12 protein-coding genes are annotated in these 17,677 nt (G+C 52.0%); 9 read left to right on the top strand and 3 right to left on the bottom strand.

Translation table 11 applies throughout. The features are described 5' to 3' along the window. Positions 1–22 precede the first annotated feature (22 nt). The 4 genes from AC0YOA_RS20420 (at position 23) to AC0YOA_RS20405 (ending at position 5,370) form a co-directional block, all read left to right on the top strand. Entirely contained in the window at positions 23–1,330 is a 1,308-nt protein-coding gene (locus AC0YOA_RS20420; protein ID WP_475788158.1) for an ABC transporter substrate-binding protein, read from the top strand. A 75-nt stretch (positions 1,331–1,405) separates the two neighbouring features. Further along, positions 1,406–2,302, top strand: coding sequence for a carbohydrate ABC transporter permease (locus tag AC0YOA_RS20415; RefSeq protein WP_475788157.1), 897 nt, complete (start codon positions 1,406–1,408; stop codon positions 2,300–2,302). A 15-nt stretch (positions 2,303–2,317) separates the two neighbouring features. Then, positions 2,318–3,151 carry a carbohydrate ABC transporter permease gene (locus AC0YOA_RS20410; protein WP_475788156.1) on the top strand — a complete coding sequence of 278 codons (834 nt, stop codon included), beginning with the start codon at positions 2,318–2,320 and terminating at the stop codon, positions 3,149–3,151. A gap of 26 nt (positions 3,152–3,177) precedes the next feature. After that, positions 3,178–5,370 carry an alpha-L-rhamnosidase-related protein gene (locus AC0YOA_RS20405; RefSeq protein WP_475788155.1) on the top strand — a complete coding sequence of 731 codons (2,193 nt, stop codon included), beginning with the start codon at positions 3,178–3,180 and terminating at the stop codon, positions 5,368–5,370. A 255-nt stretch (positions 5,371–5,625) separates the two neighbouring features. Here AC0YOA_RS20405 and AC0YOA_RS20400 read toward each other — a convergent pair whose 3' ends face one another. Together AC0YOA_RS20400 and AC0YOA_RS20395 are read right to left on the bottom strand one after the other, a co-directional pair. Beyond that, positions 5,626–6,612, bottom strand: coding sequence for an NADP-dependent oxidoreductase (locus AC0YOA_RS20400; protein WP_475788154.1), 987 nt, complete (start codon positions 6,610–6,612; stop codon positions 5,626–5,628). 159 nt (positions 6,613–6,771) lie between these two features. Then, positions 6,772–7,665 carry a ketopantoate reductase family protein gene (locus tag AC0YOA_RS20395; RefSeq protein ID WP_475788153.1) on the bottom strand — a complete coding sequence of 298 codons (894 nt, stop codon included), beginning with the start codon at positions 7,663–7,665 and terminating at the stop codon, positions 6,772–6,774. Between the two features lie 160 nt (positions 7,666–7,825). Between AC0YOA_RS20395 and AC0YOA_RS20390 the strand changes: the two genes are divergently transcribed. Then, positions 7,826–8,440: a TetR/AcrR family transcriptional regulator gene (locus AC0YOA_RS20390; RefSeq protein WP_475788152.1), complete on the top strand. Its 615-nt coding sequence runs from the start codon at positions 7,826–7,828 to the stop codon at positions 8,438–8,440. A gap of 548 nt (positions 8,441–8,988) precedes the next feature. On the opposite strand, the gene AC0YOA_RS20385 is transcribed toward AC0YOA_RS20390, so the two are convergent. Further along, positions 8,989–11,067: a glycoside hydrolase family 65 gene (locus AC0YOA_RS20385; RefSeq protein ID WP_475788151.1), complete on the bottom strand. Its 2,079-nt coding sequence runs from the start codon at positions 11,065–11,067 to the stop codon at positions 8,989–8,991. Between the two features lie 337 nt (positions 11,068–11,404). Here AC0YOA_RS20385 and AC0YOA_RS20380 point away from each other — a divergent pair, with 337 nt between their 5' ends. The 4 genes from AC0YOA_RS20380 (at position 11,405) to AC0YOA_RS20365 (ending at position 17,671) form a co-directional block, all read left to right on the top strand. Beyond that, positions 11,405–12,328, top strand: coding sequence for an ABC transporter permease (locus AC0YOA_RS20380; protein WP_475788338.1), 924 nt, complete (start codon positions 11,405–11,407; stop codon positions 12,326–12,328). Positions 12,329–12,346: 18 nt separating this feature from the next. After that, positions 12,347–13,243 carry a carbohydrate ABC transporter permease gene (locus tag AC0YOA_RS20375; protein ID WP_210038867.1) on the top strand — a complete coding sequence of 299 codons (897 nt, stop codon included), beginning with the start codon at positions 12,347–12,349 and terminating at the stop codon, positions 13,241–13,243. A gap of 80 nt (positions 13,244–13,323) precedes the next feature. Then, positions 13,324–15,012 (top strand): ABC transporter substrate-binding protein, encoded by a 1,689-nt coding sequence (locus tag AC0YOA_RS20370; RefSeq protein ID WP_475788150.1) that lies wholly within the window; start codon positions 13,324–13,326, stop codon positions 15,010–15,012. Between the two features lie 199 nt (positions 15,013–15,211). Continuing rightward, on the top strand, positions 15,212–17,671 hold the full coding sequence (locus tag AC0YOA_RS20365) for a glycosyl hydrolase family 95 catalytic domain-containing protein (protein WP_475788149.1): 2,460 nt from the start codon (positions 15,212–15,214) through the stop codon (positions 17,669–17,671). Positions 17,672–17,677: the final 6 nt, after the last annotated feature.

The raw sequence follows: 17,677 nt of genomic DNA, 5'->3' as shown, positions 1-17,677 counted from the left end.
TTTTAAGGGGATGTTATTCATTATGAAGAAAAAAGGATTATTGAGTCTGGTTTCCGTCCTGATTTTAACCCTGCTGCTTTCTGCCTGCTCTTCGGGCGGAAACAGCTCCAATGCCGGAAACGGAGAGGGCTCCGGGAGCAGCGTCGAGAAAGTGAAGCTGACCTTCACCCTCTGGGGAGATGTAAACAGCGGCGCCAACGAGCAGACGCTGGCTGACGAATTCAATGCGGCGCATCCCAATATTGAAGTCAAATTCGAGCCGGTACCCGGTGACGGCTATGGCACGAAGCTGACTGCATCGCTTGCCGGCGGCACCGCGCCTGACGTATTTCTGGTCGGAGAAGGGGATTTCCGTTCTTTTGTGGACAAAGGGGTAATTGAGCCTCTGGACGATTATATCGCCAAGGATGATGCATTCGATATCAACATTTTCCAGAAGAGCCTGATCGACATGGAGAAATTGGACGGCAAGCTGTATTATCTGCCCAAGGATTTCAATCCGCTAGCCTTGTGGTACAACAAAAAGCTGTTTGACGATGCTAAAATCGAATATCCGAGTGCGGACTGGACCTGGGATGACATGACCCAGGCTGCCCAAAAGCTGACCAAGCAGGAGAACGGCAAATTCACGCAGTTCGGATTTAATGCAGGCACATGGGAATATCCGATCTACACGTATTTGTGGGCGAACGGCACGGATATTGCCAATGAAGACGGTTCAAAAGCCGAAGGCTTTATGAATGGCGAGAAAACGGTTACCGCGATGGAGAAATACGTTGCGCTCTCCAAAGGCGAGAACCGCGTATCGCCGACGCCTCAGGATACACAAACGCTGGGCGGAGACTCCTCGATGTTCATGACCGGCAAGCTGGCCATGATGATTACCGGCCGCTGGGTCAAATCCGATCTCGACAAGTCAGATGTGGAATATGGATCAGCGCTTATCCCTACCGGTGCAGACGGAACACGCGCCGGCATTATCGCTGCCGCAGGCTGGGCGGTCAATTCCAAAAGCAAACACAAGCAGGAAGCTTACGAGCTTGTGAAATGGCTGTCCGGCACGGATGCCCAGAAGCTGCGTTCCAAAGACGGTCTGGTGCTGCCGGCGACGGTTACGGAATTGGAAGCGGTCAAATCGGCGGAGCAAGCCGACAAGGCAGTCATTGAGATGATGGATTACGCCCAGAAACCGGTGACCATGCGCTCAGGCAACGGTCCGCTGTTCAAGGATGAATTCACGCAGGCGCTCGAAAAAGTGCTGCTGGGCCGCCAGGATATGAAGGCCGCTTTGGATGAAGCAGCCAAAAATGTGGATGCCAAAATTAAATAAATTCGTGTTCAAAATAAAATAGGCGAAGGGTGAAGCGTTGTTCGCGCTTCACCTTCTTTTATCAAGGAGGTCATTATGAATAACGCCAAATCTGAACGCACAGGATATCTGTTTATTCTCCCGTGGCTGCTCGGGCTTGTGATTTTCACGCTTGGTCCGATGATCTTCTCGCTGGTGCTTTCTTTCAGTAAGTGGGATGTCATTACCGGTGTGGAATCGATCCAGTTCGTCGGCTGGGATAACTTTAAAGCTATATTTCATGACGATTTGTTCTACCAATCTTTGAAGGTTACCTTTATTTTCGCCTTGGTTTCCGTGCCGCTTTTTCAGATCATGTCCATTCTGGTTGCGGTGCTGCTGAATATGCGTTCGCGGGGGATGAAGGTGTTCCGGCTTGTCTTCTTCATGCCGTCCGTCATTCCTGCAGTCGCAATCTCCATGATGTGGGTTATGATTTTCAATCCGGAGTATGGAATATTGAATCAGGCATTGGCCTGGTTTGGGATACAGGGTCCAGCCTGGCTGCAGGATCCAAGCTATGCGCTGGGCGCATTGATTGTAATGGGGCTGTGGGGCATTGGCAATACGGTCATTATTTATTTGTCCGGCCTGCAGGGCGTTCCCGAGGATTTGTATGAAGCTGCTGAGCTGGATGGCGCAGGTCCGTTCCGCCGGTTCTTCGGTATTACACTTCCGCTCATCTCGCCTACGGTGTTCTTTAATGTGATTATGGGGATTATCGGAGGATTTCAATATTTCACCCAGGCGTTCGTCATGACCGAAGGCGGTCCGCTCAACTCGACGCTGTTCTATAATCTGTATTTGTATAACAAAGCGTTCAAGGAATTCGATATGGGCTACGCGTCGGCGCTCTCCTGGATTTTGTTCCTGATTATACTGGTTTTCACGATGCTGGTCATTCGCAGTTCCTCCCTCTGGGTCCACTATCAGGGCGACGATCAACGAGACTAGAAAGGGGATTATATCATGCTGCTCAATAAACTCAACCCGCTGCGGCTTCTTGCGCTGGTTCTGCTCCTTGCCGGATCGGCCGTGGTGCTGGTGCCGATGCTGTGGACATTGTCTACGTCGCTGAAGACGCCGGCCGAAGTATTTGGCACCCAATTCTTTCCGAAAAAATGGCTGTGGTCCAATTATGCGGATGCGATAACGGCCATCCCGTTTTTTTTGTTTCTCCGCAATACGCTGATTATCCTCGTGCCGGTCATGATCGGAACCGTCCTGTCGGCGGCGGTCAGCGCGTATGGCTTTGCCCGCTTTAATTTCAGAGGGAAACGCACGCTGTTCCTCGTTCTGCTTGCGACCATGATGCTGCCAAGCCAGGTGACGATGATCCCTACTTTTCTCATGTTCAAGGAGGCGGGATTCTCGGATTCGTTCCTGCCGCTTATTCTGCCGGCTTTCTTCGGAGGCGGAGCGTTCAACATCTTCCTGATCCGGCAGTTTATGCGCGGAATTCCGCGGGAGCTGGACGAGTCCGCTTTCGTGGATGGAGCCAAAAGATGGCAGATTTTCACCAGAATCATGATTCCGCTCTCCAAGCCGCCGCTCATCGCGGTAGCGATCTTTACCTTTATGGGCGTGTGGAATGATTTTCAGGGTCCGCTCATTTATTTGAATTCCAATGATAAATATACGCTGGCGCTCGGACTGTCCATGTTCAAGGGCATGTACAACATCGAGTGGAATATGCTGATGGCCGCGACGATTCTCATTATGCTGCCGGCGCTCGTTGTATTCTTCGTGGCACAGAAATATTTCATAGAAGGCATCTCTATCTCTTCTGCCGTGAAGGGTTAGATAATGCTGCTTAAGGAGGCATCATTATGATCAATACAACGAGCAAGCATCCATTCAATCTCTATTATAATGCAGGCGAATATGTGAAAATCTGCGGGACGCAGGATGGCTATTTTCCTGATTTCGGGCATCATGTCGCCAATGAAATGGGCGGGGTATGGCTTCATCCCATCAAGCTGCTGGACGGCTTCTGGCTCAAAGTGACGGATATGGACAGGGGCATCTCCGTGTGGTCCAGAGCGGATGCCTTCACGAATGAATCCTGGGGCAGCACATTTGACTATGGCCACGGTCTGAGCCATATTCCGCTGAATATCAAACGTACCCAATTTGCGCCGGAGCTTGCGAAAGGCATGGTTGCCGGATACAAGCTTCATCATACAAGACAAGGAGAGCTCCGGCTGAAGCTGGAGCTGCTGGCGCGCACCGATCTGCGGCCGGTGTGGTTCTCCGATGAAATCGGTATCCATGACGGCGTTCAGGATGAAGCAGTGCAGCTCGGCAGCCGGGAGGTGCTGGTGAAGGACAGCAGCCACGATTGGTATGCGATGATCGGTACGGACCTGCCGGGTGACGGGATGGAATGCCGGCCGGATCTTTACGGTCCGGAGTTTACAGCCGGCAATGGCTGCGGCATCAAGTTCAGCGCGGAGATCATCATCCCTGCGGAGGGAGAGTTCGAGTTTCATTTGTTTGTCGCCGGCTCCTATGCCTCTGCCGAATCCTGCCAGGAGACCTACCGCAGCCTGGAGCATGATCATGAACGCATGCTCCGCGATAAGCAAAGCGCTTATGACAACGTGGCCAGGCGGGCTCAGCTTACGATAGAAGGAGAAGCTGTGTTCAACGATATCTTCACCTGGGTCAAATGGAATAATCAATGGCTCATTCAGCAGGTGGACGGCATCGGACGCGGACTTACGGCAGGAGGACCGACTTATCCATGGTGGTTTGGCTGCGACAATACTTATTCCCTTCAGGGTGTGCTGGCGATCGGCGATCACCAACTCGCCAAGGAAACGCTGGATTTGCTGCTGCGCAAGTCCGAAGAAGTGAACGGCAATGGGCGCTTCATCCATGAGGCCACGACCATGGGCGCCGTGTCCAATCCCGGAAATACGCAGGAGACCGCACACTATATCGCGTTCGTATGGGAATTATTTCTTTGGACCGGAGATGAGGCGCTGCTGCGCAGGCATTATGATTATTGCGTAAAAGGCATAGACTGGCTGCTCGGTGAAATGGACCCCGACGGCGATTTATTCCCATCCGGCTATGGAATCATTGAAATAGCCGGGCTCAACATGGAGCTGATCGACAGCGCAGTCTATACGGCCAAAGCGCTGCAGGCCATGACGGAGATGAGCCGCTGGCTGCAGGATGATGAAGGTCATCACCGCTATAGCCTCCTGGCGAAGAGAAGCGCGGCCGCCATAAACGAGCGGTTCTGGATGGAATCGGAAGAACTGTTTGCCGATGCGGTTGCGCCCAAAAAGGAGATTGAGCCGAAGCTCGATTACATGACAGCGCTTGCCCAAGAGCAAGGAATTACCGGCTATCGCGAATACTTGACAGGGCTGCTTGACGATGTGGAAGATGAGGCGGAGGACCGCGGCTGGCTGCTGAACAAGAACTGGGTTATTGTCACGCCGATGGAGACCGGGATCGCCGATCCGGCCAAAGCGCAGCTGGCGCTTGAACATATGCGCAATGACACGTTTATCGGTGAATACGGTACTTATTTGTCCGGCATCTATCAGCAGGGCACGATGACAATTTCGACAGGGGTTCATGCTGTTGCGGAGGCGGCAAACGGCAATCCGGATGCGGCGCTGGATTTGCTGGAGAGAATGTTCAGGAGCTTCTCTTATGTGCTGCCCGGTTCCCTCTCCGAGATGTCGCCGGACTATGGCTGCGTGGTTCAGGCGTGGACGATCTATGCGGTGGCGGTTCCGGTCGTGCGCCATTTCTTCGGGATCAACCCGGCTGCCGCCCGCAAGGAGCTTGTGGTGAAGCCGCAGCTTCCCTCGGCCTGGAAGGGCAAACGCTGTTCAATGGAGCGGCTGGTGATCGGCGAGGCGGAATTCGATATCCATCTGGAAGAAAGAGAAGCTACCCTCATCGTGTCGATCCGCAACGAAGCCTGCTGGAATGTGACAGTGGAATGGAACAACCGCAGGGTGCAAAGCTCGGAAGCGCTGATTGAGCTGGAGCTTTAGGTAAAGCTTATGCTGGGGTTGTTGGCGCTACCGGTCATCGTGCATTCTATTCGAGAAGGTTCGAGTCTGATTGCTGCGCATCATTTGTCGGGTGGGTCTTGTCATTTATCGGAAAAGGCAGAAACTAGCAATGGCTGTGCAGGGGGGACCCAGCACCGCCATTGCTTTATTTTTGCAAGATGATTTGATCAGGCAAGCTATCCGTCAAGTGCGCAAACTTACTTTTGAGACATCCCATCTCACCAAGCAAGAGGTTTATCCCATGTTTTTCGAGATGACGATTTTTCCCCGTTTCGGCGACTCTTCGCTTTTGCGATACGCCTGAAGCAGGCCTTGAGCAGTAAAGGGATAGGTCTCATCGATATGGATACTCAATTTATTCTCTTTCATATGGCGAACAATGGATTCAAAATCGGTACGGTTAGCTCTTGCCTGGAAGAAACGTGCGTCAATGCCGCGGATCTTCGGATATTGATTGATCGCGAATGCCACCACTGAAATATAGGTTCCGTCATCCCTGATGACCGAGTAGTTCTTCTTTCCGATCTCTCCCGGTAACCCGGTACCGAAAGTGGATGGGTCCATAGCGGAATCCAATACGATATCAACAGGATCTGTTATTTGGGTGGCAATGTCGACTTTCGTGTAGTCGAACACCTCGTCCGCACCGAGTCCTTTGACGAAATCATGATTATAGTCCCTCGCGGTTGCGATAACATATGCTCCATGCTGCTTGGCCAACTGGACCGCCGCATGTCCCACGCCTCCGGCGCCGGCTTGAACAAGGATGCGTTGTCCCGGTTGAAGACGACCATGCTCAAACAGCGCTTGCCAAGCTGTCAGGGCAACCGTAGGTGCGGCGCCTGCCTCTTCGAAGGAAAGACTCTCAGGGATAACGGCAAGAAGATCTTCCTCCACCGCAACATAGTCCATGTAGGAACCCCTCTGAACCATGCCCATGACACGATCCCCCGGCTTGAAATGACGCACTTTTTCGCCAACCTCTTTTACGATGCCGGCTGCTTCATTACCAAGAACAAGCGGCAATTGAAATTGAGCCGGAAATTTATCGGCCATCGGACTCTGAAGAATCGCGCCGCTGCGAAATAGAATATCTGCGGGATTGATGGAAGAGGCGCGCATTTCGACGAGAACCTGTGTGTCGGTGAGTGCGGGAATCGGCACTTCCAGTTCCTCCAGCACTTCGGGGATTCCAAAGCTTGTCAAAGCAATAGCTTTCATGATTATGCCTCCTCTTAAATTGAACATACGTTGATTTTTCAACTGCTGCTGTTTCTACTGTGTTAACCGCGCCAATCCTTGGCATTATCCGTTAATTGCTTTCCCACTGGGGAGGTACTATCAACCGTATTGCCGTCCTTTGTGGAGCAGATGGTGATGTCATCGTCGAACAGATAGCTTCTTATGAAACATCTCATCCAATAACAGTATTTCTGTTTTTTTGCTGACAGCATGGTTTCCAAGCTTAACATCAATCACAAAGTCATTGCTCAGCATCTGGCGGTACCGGGAAATAATATCTTTCTCAGGCAATTCTCCCATCGACTTCGTCTCGGGCGGGATTACCGGGATTCCGGCTTGCTCTACCAGGCGAAGATTTTGTTTAATATCTGCGGCGACCTTGCTTAGAATGCTTTCACTTCTTGCTGTCTCTATATCCACCATTCCGTCATTCGTATAGAAATGCTTGTTGACTGCAGCGAGCGCAGCATGCGAAACATGGAATGCTTGAATGTCCTTCTGGATTTCATAATGCAAATCCGCTGTTTCAAATATTTTGGCAAGCTCCTTCACTCTTTCGGTCGTTTGTCCATTTATTTCACCAAAAAAGGTTCCTTGGTGAGTTTTGGAACCGAATTGGGCGTATAGAATATCTTCTTTGATATCTCCGCCTGCACCCGGGAATCCTGGAAGTAACCGATCACCCACGATTTCAAGCCAGGGGTCATACCCAATAGTGTTGGTCAAGGTGATTATTGTTTGGCTCTGATTATTCTTGATCGCAGACAGGGCAGATTCTGCCTGATCATATCGTACAGGAACAAAGATGAAATCATAGATGTCGTCGTTTGCAAGCTTCTCTATCGTCTTGATCGATATTTGCTTTATCATTCCATTATCGTTGTATCGCAGTCCGTTCCTTTTAAGCGCATCCAGTCTCTTTCCTCGGGCCAGCATTGTGACGTCCAGTCCCGACTGTGCAAATCTGAGTGCGTATACACTGCCAATCACACCGGCACCAAATATCAAAAGTCTATGTTGTTTGCTGTTCAATGTTGTCCTTCCTTTCAACTAACTAGTCACAGTTGTTTAAACAACATCTGTCTGATACGATAATAGTACTGCATGATGAGGATTTCAACCGGCAGAGTAAGTAAAACGTTGCATAGACAACAAATTATGATATTTGATGTTTAAGAAGGGGGTTATAGATATGGTAAATCAGGAGGATCCAAGAGTTTTACGGACACGACAGTTAATCAGGGAAGCATTCAGAGAGTTGTTGCAGAGTAAAGGATTTGATGCAATAACCATAAAAGATATCGCGCAGAGAGCCACTATTAACCGCGCCACCTTATATGCCCACTATGAAGATAAATATGCATTGATGGAGGAAATTACAGAACAGGCTTTTCGCGAGATGATTCCAGAACAAGTGGTGAATGCGCGGGAGTTTACAGATGAAATATGCAGTCAGCTGGTCTTGCTGACACACCGCTACATCGTATATTTTTATCAGATATGCAGAATGGATTCCCAATCTATTGCTAAGCTTGTGGATGAAAAGGTAAAAAAGATGTTGCAGCAAATAATAGAAGGCATTTTTGTGAAAGGGGATAACCATCATATAGCAGACCGCCATCATACAAAGATCATTTCGGCCATGACAGGCGCAGCGATCTATGGCGCAGCGCATTATTGGTTAATTGTTGGGGAAAATAATCGAGCCGATTTACTTGTAGACATTGTTCGTCCCTATGTAATGAACGGTCTGGGGCTGTACCGCAATTCCGATGAATATTTAAACGACTCGCCGACAGCGCCTTAGATTAATGCTCACAAGGCCCGATATTTCAGTTTGGAAACGGAAGAGTGGTTACTCCCGGCCGTCGCCCCAGTATGACGAAACCGGGCTGCCGGAGTTGACTTCCGCCTTTCAGCAGCTGGCCGCACTGATTGCGGCAGGACAAGCTGATATGCAGCAGGTTCAACCAATGCTGCAAACTGCGAACGTTTGATCGTTTGGCTGGAAGAGGAGCTTATTCCATGGTTCGAACAAATGAGCGTCACGGATAACCGCTCAGAGATTCGAAAGGCCAAGCAGTCTATTCTGCAAGGGCAGCCTTCATGCCGCTGTTAAAAGAAAAAGGATCCTCCCCGCTCCTGCAGTATCGTATAAACTGCTTGCGAAAGGGGGCGATCCTCTCCTGCTGCCTGGGAGGCAAATTCATCATATGAAGCTGCAGGGCATGACCGCCCCGCTCGTTGCTCGAGCCGCGCCCGGATGCGATTCAATCCGTAGCCGCCTCTTGTGGTTGTTGATGGTTGTCCATGTCTGTCCATGGATCCTTGGCGGCAACCCTGCTGCTATCGCGGCTAGAGCATCCTGACAAATCCTTCGCAGCGGACGGTCCATGACCCGTCCTGCGGAAACCCGGGAGCATGCGTATCCGGCCCGTCTTCCCAGCCTGAAGCCATCATGGCGACAGCGGTCAACAGGCCGCCATTGCCGGGCAGATAGACGGACAGATCCGGTCTCTGATAATTATGCCCGTTGGGAAGATAGCCGTTTTTCCCCCGTTCCATTAATAGAGCTTCGACAGCCAATTGGCCTTCGCCAAGTCTGGCGGCAGTCATGGCAGTCATCGGATAATCCCATCCCCATGTATGATCCCAGTTCCAGTTCTTCCAGACCTCATGAAGCGTAAGTCTCATCGTTTCATGGTCAACCATCAGTCCCGGAAGCATACCGAGGGGTGCCAGCATGGTCGGATGGTCGACAACGCCCGTTTTGTCCCGGAAGGTGTCCGGTGCGGTTTCGGCCGCTGTATATACTGCATCTACTACCGGCAGTCTGGACAGATGCTGCAGAATATGATCCCAATTCTCGTCCCTGGGCAGGCCAAGCCGCTCTCTCCACGTATTTGCGACCGATAGCCCGAATGCCCAATAGCTCAACTCAAAGGACGGATTGAAGGTGACGGCATGGTCGTAAATCTCCTGGGCGGGAGCAACCGGCGGACCAAGCACGTAGCGTCTGTGCTCCTCATCCCACTCCGCAAAAGAGGCCATGAAAGCGGCGGATTCCAGTACGATTTCACGGTAGCGCGCAAGTGCCCCGTCTCCGCCCCCGCTCTTGTAGATAAGCTCGGCATAATAGATCGGATGGGGCTGCTGCCAAATTAGAAAAGGTTCAATGTAGCAGGGGCCGTTAACTCCATCGGGAGCGATGCATTTGGGCCATCTGGCACCGTTGTAGCCCTGCGAAGCGGCCAGCGCCTTCGCTTGCGGCAAGATATCACTGTACCAGACCATGTTATTTTCCAGGAGCTCCGTCCGGTTCCATAATGCAAAATGAACAGAATGCCACCAATGCATCTCCAAATGGAATTTCCCGTACCAGCTGTTATGCGTAAGGCCGGATTCCTGGGGAGGCAGCGACCCGGAGGACTGGATCGCGGTCAAATATTGGGACAATACGATGCGCCGCTCCAGCTCATGCGCCCGCGTGTCCGCGCTCCCCGCCAGCTCCACGGCAGCTCCGCTGCTCCAGAACGACTCCCAATGGCTGCGGCAGGCAGTCTCTGTCTCCCCGAAGGCAGGCAGCGGGTCTTCGTTGGCTTCAAGCCCGAAGCGGAAGCAAAACTCGAATTCGCCGCCATGATCCTCCGCGGACGGCGTAAGCAGGAACTGATGCGGATCCGCTGAATCGCGGACGAATGAGCCGCCGGACCAGGCCGCCGTCATATAATGGACATCCGCATCAAGTGTCCGGCGAAGACGGATGGAAGAAGGCGACTGCGCTTCAATCTCCGTTTGATGCGCGTCCGGTTCATCCCACACCGGGCTGCCGGAGAAGGTTCCGCTTGCGTAGGGGAAACGGAAAGCGATGCGCAGCGCGCCATCTGCAATCAGCTCCGAGCCTATGCGTACGGCGATCAGATCCATAACCGGATGGCAGCAGGTCTCCACGACCGTCCGGAGCCCGGCTGCGCTGAAGCGGCTGGTAATTTTCCCGGACCACAGATCCAGCTCCTGCCGCATATCGGTCAGATCTCCGCTTGCGGCTTCGGCGCCGGAAGGCAGTGAGATCCGGAAGCCGATCTCTCCAAGCTGCAGCCGGTGCGGGTTGGCTTGAAGCCAATTGTATTCGGCGCTCCGCTGGCCGCGGGGCGAATAAGGGAAGCCGACGCTTCGTCCATTGAACGTGTCGTAATACGTAAGCGGATAATGATCCATGCGGTAGCCTTCCGGATTGGGCAAGGTATGCCAGGCCCAGTTGGAGAGATGGCCGAGCGGAACGCCGCCGTCCGCATAAAGCGCCGGAAACGACTGAAGGCCGGTGGCATCAACGGTGAAGGCATAGTTTCCATTGCCGACCGAGAGCGAAGCGTTTTTGTCAAAGCCTTGTATAACGGGATGATGGCGTCCAACGAGAGCCTGCCGGTTGATCATCTGTGTCGCATCTCCTTATCGGATGAAATGATTTACGCCACTATTATACGCGTGAAATGCCCGGATAAAAGGCAAAGTCCCTATCTCCATAGCAATTGCACATTTCCCGGCAGAAGTTTATCTTCATGCGGCAGGGGTTATAAAATGCTGCACCACCCCGGTTTGCTGCACATTTGCTCCAATCTATTCCGGTGCACATTCCTTGGCACATTCATCTTGCGGATGCTCCACCCGTTTTTCTATACTTTGGTTGTCACGACCGACGACAGCAGCTAAGGCAGCAAACAGGAGGGTCATATCCGCTTAAGAGGAGGGAGGGGTTATTGCAGTGACCGGCATGAAGGCAACGGGAAAACAAACATTCAAACAGATGGCCAAGGTATGGCAGCTGTATCTGCTTATCTTACTGCCTGTCATTTACATTATTATTTTCAAATACGGCCCCATGTACGGGGCGCAAATTGCGTTCAAGGACTTCTCCGTGTCCAAAGGGATTATGGGAAGCGAGTGGGTTGGCTTCGCCCATTTCAGGGAATTCTTTCATTCCTATGAGTTTACGAGAATTCTGAAGAACACGGTCGGATTGAGTCTTTACACGCTGCTTGCAGGATTCCCGCTGCCCATTATTTTCGCATTGAGCCTGAATTATGTCGGCAACCGATCCTTTAAAAAATCGGTGCAGATGATTACATTCGCCCCCTATTTTATTTCGGTGGTGGTGCTGATCGGGATCATGCTGCAGTTCCTGGCGCCCAGGACCGGTATAATCAATATCATTATCGGCTGGTTCGGAGGCGACGCCATTAATTTCATGGGAACGCCGGGTTATTTCAAGACGATCTATGTCGCATCGGACATCTGGCAGACGATCGGCTTCAACTGCATCATCTATATTGCCGCACTGACGGGCATCGATCCGTCCCAGCATGAGGCGGGCATTGTAGACGGGGCGACCAAGCTGCAAAGAATTTGGTATATCGATCTGCCGGGCATTCTGCCGATCGCGATCACGCTGTTTATTTTGAATACGGGCCATGTTCTGGATGTCGGATTCGAGAAGGTGCTGCTGATGCAAAACCCGCTTAATATGAGAACCTCGGAAGTCATAGACACCTATGTGTACAAGCAGGGATTGACGTCCATGGTGCCCAATTACGATTATTCGACGGCAATCGGATTATTTAAATCCTTCATTGGTCTGGTTCTGCTGCTCACTGTAAACAAGATTGCCAAGAAAGTCGGACAAACCAGCTTATGGTAGGAATAGGAAGGCGATAACATGGAATACAAGTTTTCGCAGCAATCATGGGGTGACCGTTTATTCTCCATTGTGAATTATGTGTTTCTGGCATTCATGGCGCTGCTCGTGCTTTACCCGCTTATCTATATTGTGAGCGCATCCTTCAGCTCCTCCAATGCGGTCATCTCGGGACGCGTCTGGCTGTGGCCGGTGGAGCCCAATCTGGAAGGCTACAAGGCGATTTTCAAGAACAGCATGATTACGACAGGGTTCACAAATTCCATTATTTATACGGTCGCTGGCACCTCCATCAATGTCATACTTACGGTATTGGCTGCATATCCGCTGTCACGGCATGATTTTGTCGGGAGAAATTACTTTATGTTTCTGTTCGTCTTCACGATGATGTTCACCGGAGGACTCATCCCGACCTATCTGCTCGTTCAGGATTTGGGCTTGACGGATACAAGGTGGGCGATGCTTCTGCCGACCGCGCTATCCGTCTGGAATATGATTATTACCCGGACTTATTTCCAGACGACTCTACCGACTGAAATGCTGGAAGCGGCGCATCTGGACGGCTGCAGCGATCTGAAGTTTTTATGGAAGATCGTGATACCGCTTTCAGGTCCAATCCTCGCCGTTATTACGCTGTTTTATGCGGTGAGCCAATGGAATCAGTATTTCAACGCGTTAATCTATTTGAAGGACCGGGATTTATATCCGCTGCAAATTGTGCTGAGGGAAATTCTCGTGCAGAACCAGGTGGATCTTAACATGCTGACAGATGTGGAGCAGGCTGCGCAAAGAGAAGGACTGCGGGAGCTGTTGAAGTATTCGCTGATCGTGGTATCCTCCGCGCCGCTGCTGCTGATTTACCCGTTTGTCCAGAAGTTTTTTGTCAAAGGCATTATGATCGGATCGTTGAAAGGCTGATTCATTGAAAGCGGGCTCGTCACCAAGTAAACATTAACTGCCACAAGGCATCCATTTCTCTCATCATAGGAGCGTGTAACATGAAAAAGGTCGTCATGTCCGGAATTCTGGCTTTGCTGTGCCTGGCCGTTATTCTTGCCGGATGTTCAAGCAATACAAACAGCAGCAATAATGCGGAGAATCAGCCGGCGGGATCGGATAACGGAACAGGTGAAAGCGCTAACGTCGCGACAGCGGCTGGTGAATTTCCGATTGTAAAAGAAAAAACGACATTAAAAGTGATGGTTATGGGCGACGCTAATGTGGAATCGTTCGATGATAACGAATTCACCAAATGGTACGAAGAAAAAACGAATGTCCATGTGGAATGGGAAGTCGTTCCCCCTATGAACGCGCAGGACAAATTGAATTTGACGCTTGCCGGGGGCGATCTGCCCGACGTTATTATGAACTTCAACGTGCCTGCGGCCCAGCAGATGATTTACGGTCAGGACGGCGTTTTCCTTGAACTGTCTGACCTGATCGAGAAGTACGGCGCCGAGACGAAGAAGATGTTCGAAGCGAATCCCTTGATCAAGCAGGTTTCTACCGCTTCAGACGGTAAAATCTATTCGCTTCCGTATGTCAGCGATTGCTACCACTGTACGGTTGTCCAGAAAATGTGGATTTACCAGCCATGGCTGGATAAATTGGGCTTGAAGATGCCGACCACAACGGATGAGTTCTACAATTTGCTGAAGGCATTCAAGGAGCAGGATCCGAACGGCAACGGAAAACAGGATGAGATTCCGTTTGCGGGCTCCATTGCGACACCGGGCAACAATATAGACAGCTTTGTTATGAATGCGTTCATTTACGATAATCTAACGCATGATAACTTCGGCTTGCTGCTCCAAGACGGCAAAATCGATGCGGCTTTCAACAAGCCGGAATGGAAAGAAGGCTTGACCTACCTGCATAAGCTGTACCAGGAAGGACTTATTTCTCCTGAATCCTTCACCATGGATAATGACCAGCTGAAGCGTATTGGCGAAAACCCCGATGTGCCGATACTTGGAGTCGCCGCAGCCTTTCACATGGGCAACTTCACGCAGTTCAACGGGGAAAGCGGCCGCTGGCTGCAGTACAAGGCGGTTCCGCCGCTTAAGGGACCGGGCGGTCTGCAGGTTGCCAGCAATACGCCTTACACGGCTGTCAGCGGACGCTATATCATTACCAACGCCGCCAAGAATCCCGATGTCGCCATGCGCTGGGCAGATGCCTTCTATACGCAGGAAGTGCTGCTGAACGGGAAATATGGAAGAGAAGGCATCGAATGGAAGTACGCTGACGAAGGGCAGCTGGGCATTGACGGCAAGCCGGCGCTCTTCCAGGCGGTGACCCCGACAAGCGGAGCGCAGAGGATCAACTGGTACAACAGCTTCCCGATGAACGAAACCAATGAATTCCGCCTTGGCTGGGCTGTGACAGACCCGGAGGCTTCGGTTGAGCCGATTCTCTATAAGGAAACGCAGAAATACGAGCCGTTCAAGGTACCGGATCAGGATGTCATTCCGCCGCTGTACTTTACGACCGAGCAGTCCAATGAAATTGCCAATTTAAAAGCGACAATCGATGGACAGGTCCGCGAGATGAATGCCCGCTTTATTAGCGGCGACGCCGATTTGAACAAGGAGTGGGACGCCTACATCAAGCGTCTGGACAGCATGAATTTATCCCGGTATATCGAGATTTACCAGGAAGCGTACGATACGATGACCAAAAAATAAAGCTCCGCGAAACTGCGCAGGCATAAGCTCCGAGAGAAGAAACTTGGCTGGTGGCCGCTTAAAGAACGGCGCCAGCCCGTTCTTCTTTATCTTGTAGCAATGATTATTTCATTTCAACTAAAGGAAGAAACCGATTTTACCGCCGAAGGGTGGCGAAGCTATTTCTTCTTATTCAATATTCCATGGATATGAGGCGAATATGATGATCGAACCCAGATCAAGCTCCACTTTTGCGCCAGCCGTTCAGGCTGCCCTGCATCCGATCGTCTGCAACCGGATCGCGCCGGATTTTTTCTCCGGGGCTCTGCTCGGCAACGGCGGCATGGGAGTCGTCGTCACGACCCGTCCCGATGCGGTTATTCTTCATTTTTCCCACAATAACGTATGGGATCAGAGAATCGCCGAACAGGATGCGGGGAAGGTTGGCACATTCAGCGAAGTATTCGAAAGATTGAAGCGGCTGCCCGATAACATCGGATCCTTGGTAGAGGACGATTGGTACCGGGAATACTGCCTGATGCTCAAAGAAACCTATAACAACCCGTACCCCCGGCCGATGCCTTGCGGTTCGGTTCTGCTTGGCTATGACCGCAGAAAGGCGGAGGTGCTCGGACATACGGTTCATATTTCAAACGGCTTATGCGAGGTGCGCTTCCTGGTGGAGGGCATTCCCGCAACGCTCCGGATTTTTGTCGAGGCTTCGCGGGACCGGCTGTGGATGAGCTTTGTGAATGAAGCCGGAATGCCGATTGCCGCTCCTTTCGACCGGGTGCGGCTTATTCCCGATCCGTCCACACCGCAGGAATTCCCTCCGGCCGGATGTACGGCGGATATGGAGGCGGCATTCCTGTCCATGAGGCAGCTCCTCCCTTATCTGGAGAGCGGCACAGAGCGTCACAGCAAGGACAAGGCGTTCCGTCTGACGCTGGGCTTGTCCGGCGGATCGCTTGCGCCGTTGTCGGTGAAGAATGAGACCCGCAGCGGCATTGTGGCGACGCATCTGGACGATTATATGAGCGGAGATAGCGCGCATATGCTGGAGTATAAGGTAAAACCCGGCGGACCATTCCTGGCGGCAGTCGACCTGGAGGAAGGAATGGACGTGCAGGTTTCCCGTTCGTTCGGATTTCCCGGGGACATTCGGCACGGAGAGATGGCTGCCTGCTTCGAGAGCACCAGGGAGGCCTATTCCTCTTTCTGGAACCGTTCCGGCGTTCTGCTTGGCGACAAGGAACTGGAGAAAATTTGGTACTGGAACCTGTATTTCTTCCAATGCGGCGTAAAAGAGGGGGCAACTTGTCCCGGATTGTTCGCGAACTGGACCTATGACACTATCGGCTCCGCCTGGCATGGCGATTACCATCTGGATTACAATACCCAGCAGCCGTTCTGGCTGGCTTTTTCCAGCAATCATGTGGACCGTCATCTGCCGTATGTGGAGATGGTGCATCATATTACGCCTGTCAGCAGGAGATGGGCAGAGGACTATTACGGGCTGCGCGGCGCCTTCTATCCGGTCTCGGCCTTTCCCGTCGATATGGAAATAAATCCCAGTTCCGGACCTCCCTTCGGATGGGTCATGTGCACGACTCCGTGGGTGGTGCAGAGCTTGTGGTGGCATTATGTCTATACGATGGATAAGGCGTTTCTGCGGGATAAAGGCTTCGAGCCGATCAAGCTTGCCGTACTGTTCATGGCGGATTATATGAAACGCCCGGATGCCCGAGGCGCCCGGTGGGGCGATGACCGCTATCATATATTCCCGACGGTTCCTCCGGAGCTGTACGGATTGATGCCCGGATTCAAATATAATGCTGACAGCCTGACGGATATTACGCTGTTCAAATTCGTCTTTCGTGCCTATGTGGAGGCGTGCGCGGCGCTGGATATCGAGGTTGAGGAAGCCGCGCTCATCGGTGAAGTGCTGGATATTCTGGAGCATCTGCCCGATTATCCGACAGCTCTGTCGCAGGAGCGGGGGGAAGTTTTCGTATCCGTGCGGGGAGAGGATCCGGAAATGGTGTACAACACCCCGAACAGCGCGTTCACCGTATTTCCGGGGGAGGATCACGGCCTGCATTCGCCTGAAGACATCTATGAGATCGCCTGCAATTCATACCGCAACCACCGCAACGAAGGCGGCAACGAGCTTGTTTTCCAAAATCTGCAGGGGGCCCGGCTCGGCATTCTGGATTTGGAGAAGTTCAAGCGGCAAATCGAATACTGCATGATGCCGAACGGGACCTGCACGGATATGGTGCTTCAGGTCGGCGGCCGCTATAAAGACACGCTGAATTTCGATTTTATGTCGCGCATGGGCATATGGTTCGAGAATACCGCCCTGCCGGTCGTGATTAATGAATGTCTGCTGCAAAGCTACAATGGCATACTCCGTCTGTTCCCCAATTGGCCGGAAGAGCAATACGCGGAATTCCGGACCCTGCGCGCCGCAGGAGGATTTCTGGTCAGCGCTGCATGGGAAGACGGGGCTGTGCAATGGCTTGAAGTGCAAAGCGAGGCGGGCGGGAAGCTTCGCATATACGCGCCATGGGAGAATGGGGCTGCTTGCGTCAGAGACATGGAGGAAGAGACGCTGCTGGGAGATATTGCGCTGGATACAGTGGCAGGTGAAGTTATCCGCTTTACAAGGCATGGATAACCACGG

It is taken from the genome of Paenibacillus sp. JT22N12, from assembly GCF_056269365.1.
Note: the sequence above shows the minus strand (reverse complement) of the source record. Positions and strands in the feature narration are given on the sequence as shown.